3 protein-coding genes are annotated in these 3,946 nt (G+C 65.8%); all 3 read left to right on the top strand.

Annotated elements, in window-relative coordinates; all coding sequences use genetic code 11:
• Positions 1–158 precede the first annotated feature (158 nt).
• On the top strand, positions 159–1,301 hold the full coding sequence (locus tag FVW20_RS09105) for an iron-containing alcohol dehydrogenase (protein ID WP_196609165.1): 1,143 nt from the start codon (positions 159–161) through the stop codon (positions 1,299–1,301).
• A gap of 1 nt (position 1,302) precedes the next feature.
• Positions 1,303–2,628: a PAS domain-containing sensor histidine kinase gene (locus FVW20_RS09100; protein WP_196609164.1), complete on the top strand. Its 1,326-nt coding sequence runs from the start codon at positions 1,303–1,305 to the stop codon at positions 2,626–2,628.
• Between the two features lie 5 nt (positions 2,629–2,633).
• Positions 2,634–3,946, top strand: a 1,313-nt coding sequence (locus FVW20_RS09095) for a sigma-54-dependent transcriptional regulator (protein WP_196609163.1), incomplete at its 3' end; no start/stop codon positions are given.

The raw sequence follows: 3,946 nt of genomic DNA, 5'->3' as shown, positions 1-3,946 counted from the left end.
GACCCTGTCCGCCGGGGCGGCCTGCCGGGGGAGCCTCCGGGCGACCCGGTCCGGCGACCCGGTCCGGCGGCCCGGTCCCGTGAACCATCCGGCCGAGAACGACATACATGGCAGGCGACGCCCCGCCGCACGGCGCGGGCTTCGGGAGCAGGGAGCACATGCGGATTACCAAATTCGCCATTCCGGAGATCATCTTCGGCCATGGCAGCCTTGACCATCTTGCGCCGTGTGCCCGCAGGCTGGGTGCCTCGCGCGTGTTGCTGGTCAGCGACAAGGGCCTGGAATCCAGCGGCTGGGTGGAGCGGGTCATGGACATCCTGAGCGGCAACGGCCTTGAATGGGTGTACTTTGCCGATTGCAGTTCCAACCCGCGCGACCATCAGGTGCACCAGGGCGCACAGATATACCTTGAGGAACGCGCCGACGTGGTCATCGCCCTTGGCGGCGGCAGCCCCATGGACACGGCCAAGGGCATCGGCACCATCGTCGGCAACGGCGGACGCATCAGCGACTACGAGGGCGCCAACAAGATCATGCGGCCCCTGCCGCCCATGATCTTTCTGCCCACCACGGCGGGCAGCGGGTCGGACATCTCGCAGTTCTGCATCATCACCGACGTTGCGCGCCGCCTGAAGATGTCCATCATCAGCCGCTCGCTGGTGCCCAACGTGTCCATCATCGACCCGCAGGTGCTGCTGACCAAGAGCGAGGAACTGATCGTCGCCTCGGCCATCGACGCCTTTGCCCATGCCGTGGAGTCGTACCTGTCGCTGCTGGCCTCGCCGTTCACCGACCATCAGGCCCTGCGCGCCATGGAACTGATCATGGCCAACCTGATGCCGGCAGTGGAACGGCGCGACCCGCAGGCGCTGGAGCAGCTCAGCATCGCCAGCACGGCGGCGGGCATGTCGTTCAGCAACGCGGGGCTCGGCATCGGCCATTCGCTGGCCCATTCGCTGGGGGGCATGTTCGACGTGTTGCACGGGCTGGTGCACCCGGTGCTGTTGCCGCACGTGATGCGTTACAACCTGCCGGTGAGCGTGGACCGCCTTGCGGCCATCGGGCGCATCGTGGTGGGGCCGCGCATGGCCAGCGCGGAAAGCATTGCCCGCGCTGGCATAGAGCGGCTGGGTGAGTTCTTTGCCGGGCTGGGCGTGCCGGTGCGGCTGGGGCAACTGCTGCCCGACAGGTCCGCGCTGGAAACCATCGCCCGTACGGCGGTGCACGACGCCTGCACCCTGACCAACCCGCGCGCGGTCACCTGGCAGGACTTGCTGGCCATCTGCGAAGAGGCGTGGTGACATGACGCAGGGAACCAGCCTTGACGATCTCATCGGCATAGAACACAGCAAGCTGGGCTTCTTTCAGGAACTGCGTCAGACCATCGAGCAGTTGAAGGCCGCGCACCGCGATTCGGAGCGCAACCGTCTGGAGATAGAAGCCATCCTGGACGGTATCACCGACCTGATGATGGTGCTTTCCAAGGACTTGCGCATCATCGCCGTGAACCATGTGTTCTACGACATTCTGGGCGTGCGCGACCCGGAAGGCCGCTACTGCTACGAAATCTTTCGCCAGCAGGACCACCCCTGCCCGGAATGCCCGGCGCACCGTTCGTTCGTCACCGACGAGGTGTGCCGCGAAACGTCCATCTTCCGCATCAATGGCCGCAAGCTGCAGTTCGAGATGGTGGCCTCGCCCATCAAGGATCCGGCCACGCAGGACCGCCAGATTCTCATCTTCAAGCGTGACGTGACCCTGGAAAAGGAATTCCAGGCCAAGTTCCACCAGGCCGAGAAAATGGCCACCGTGGGCATGCTGGCCGCCGGGGTGGCGCACGAGGTGAACAATCCGCTCACGGCCATCCACGGCTTTGCGGAGGGCATCCTGCGCCGGGTGGAACGGCTGCGCGGCATCGTGGACCCGGAAATGCACGCCGACCTCGCGGACTATGCCGGGACCATTCTGGGCGAATGCGGCCGCTGCCAGGAGATCGTGCATTCGCTGCTGACCTTCAGCAGGCCGCATTCCTCGGAGTTCTCGCCCGTGAACCTGAACGTGGTGGTGGGCGATACCCTGAAGCTGCTGCACAACCACCTGAAGCAGCCCAAGTACCGTCGCGTGCGCATCGACGCCCGGCTGTGCCCCACGGCGCCGGTGGTGTTGGGGTGCGAGGCGCAGTTGAAGCAGGTGATGCTGAACCTGCTGGTGAACGCGCTGGATGCCTTTGACGGTTCACCCGGGCCGGATGGCAAGGGCCAGGCCAGCTTCCCGACAGGGGACGCGGGCAGTGCCTGCGGTGGCGCGGCAGGCGGTGCCGAAGAAATCCCCACCATGAACGGGGGGAAGGAACGCAACGGCGTCGATGCGGTCATCACCGTCACCCCGTTCCGGGACGGACGCCACGCGGGGTTCGTGGTGCACGACACGGGCTGCGGCATTCCGCCGGAGCATGTCGATTCGCTGTTCGAGCCGTTCTTCACCACCAAGCCGGTGGGGCGGGGCATCGGCATCGGGCTGTCCACCTGCTATACCATCGTCACGGAACACGGCGGCGACATCCGCGTGGAAAGCCGGATCGGCGAAGGCTCCACGTTCACCGTCACGCTGCCGCTTCCGCCGGAGTAACCGACGTGCGCACCACCTACACCGTGCTGGCCGTGGACGATGAACCGTCCATCGGCAAGCTGCTGGAAAAGGAGCTTTCCACCCCCACCCGCACCGTGCACGTGGCCACCTGCGCCCGGCAGGCGCGTGAGCGGCTGCGCCGCACCACGTACGAGGTGGTGGTGCTGGACATCCGCCTGCCGGATGCCGACGGCATCGAATTCATGGTGGAATTGCGGCAGCGATACCCGGATACCGAGGTCATCCTGATTACCGGGCATGGCAACATCGACAACGCTGTCGAGGCCATGAAGCTGGGCGCCTACGACTACATCACCAAGCCGTTCAACCTGACGGAACTGGAAGTGGTGGTGGAGCGCGCGTACCAACGGGCCTTTCTGCGCAACGAAAACCGCGCCCTGCGCCACGCGCGCGACGGGGCGCCCCCGGCTGTGACCCTGATCGGCAATTCGCAGAGCATCAAGGAGGTGCGCTACCTGATCGAAAAGGTGGCCCCCACCGACGTGCCCGTACTGATCACGGGCGACAGCGGGGCAGGCAAGGAAGTGGCCGCCCACGCCATCCAGTCGCTGGGCACCCGGGCGGACAAGCCGTTCATCATCAAGAATTGCGCAACGTTGCAGAAGGAACTGGCGCGCAGCGAGTTGTTCGGCCATGTGCGAGGATCGTTCACCGGCGCGCTGGAAAACCGCGACGGACTGATGGCCTTTGCCAACAAGGGCACGCTGTTTCTGGACGAGATAGGCGAACTGCCGGTGGAAGTGCAGGCATCGCTGCTGCGCGTGCTGGAAAACAAGACCTACCGCCGGGTGGGCGAGAAGGACCACCGCAGCTGCGACATCCGGCTCATCTTCGCCACCAACCGCTCACTGGCAGGCGAGGTGGAGGCCGGGCGCTTTCACGAGGCGCTGTACCACCGCATCAACGTGTTCAACATCGAAATGCCCCCCCTGCGCGAACGCAAGGAGGACATCCCCCTGCTGGCCGAATTCTTTCTGGCCCGCCTGGGCAACGGGCGCGACGACCTGCGCATTTCCGACCGGGCCATGGCCTGCCTGATGCAATATGGGTGGCCGGGCAACGTGCGCGAACTGCGCAACGTGCTGGAACGCAGCATCATCCTGGCTGAAAACAACCTGATCACCGAACACGCCCTGCCGCGCGAACTGGCCGGGCTTGCGGGGGGGATGGGCGGAACTGGCGGGGGTGCGAGCGCGGTCGGCTTGGGTGGGGGCGGCGTGCCGGGGCAGCATGGCGCGGGCGGCGAATCGCAGGGGCCGCTGACGCTGGAGGCCATGGAGCGCGAACACATCGCCCG

The sequence above is a fragment of the Nitratidesulfovibrio oxamicus genome, from assembly GCF_015731765.1.
Lineage (GTDB): Bacteria > Desulfobacterota > Desulfovibrionia > Desulfovibrionales > Desulfovibrionaceae > Cupidesulfovibrio > Cupidesulfovibrio oxamicus.
The sequence above is the reverse complement of the archived record's forward strand: the minus strand, read 5'-3'. Positions and strand labels throughout refer to the sequence as shown.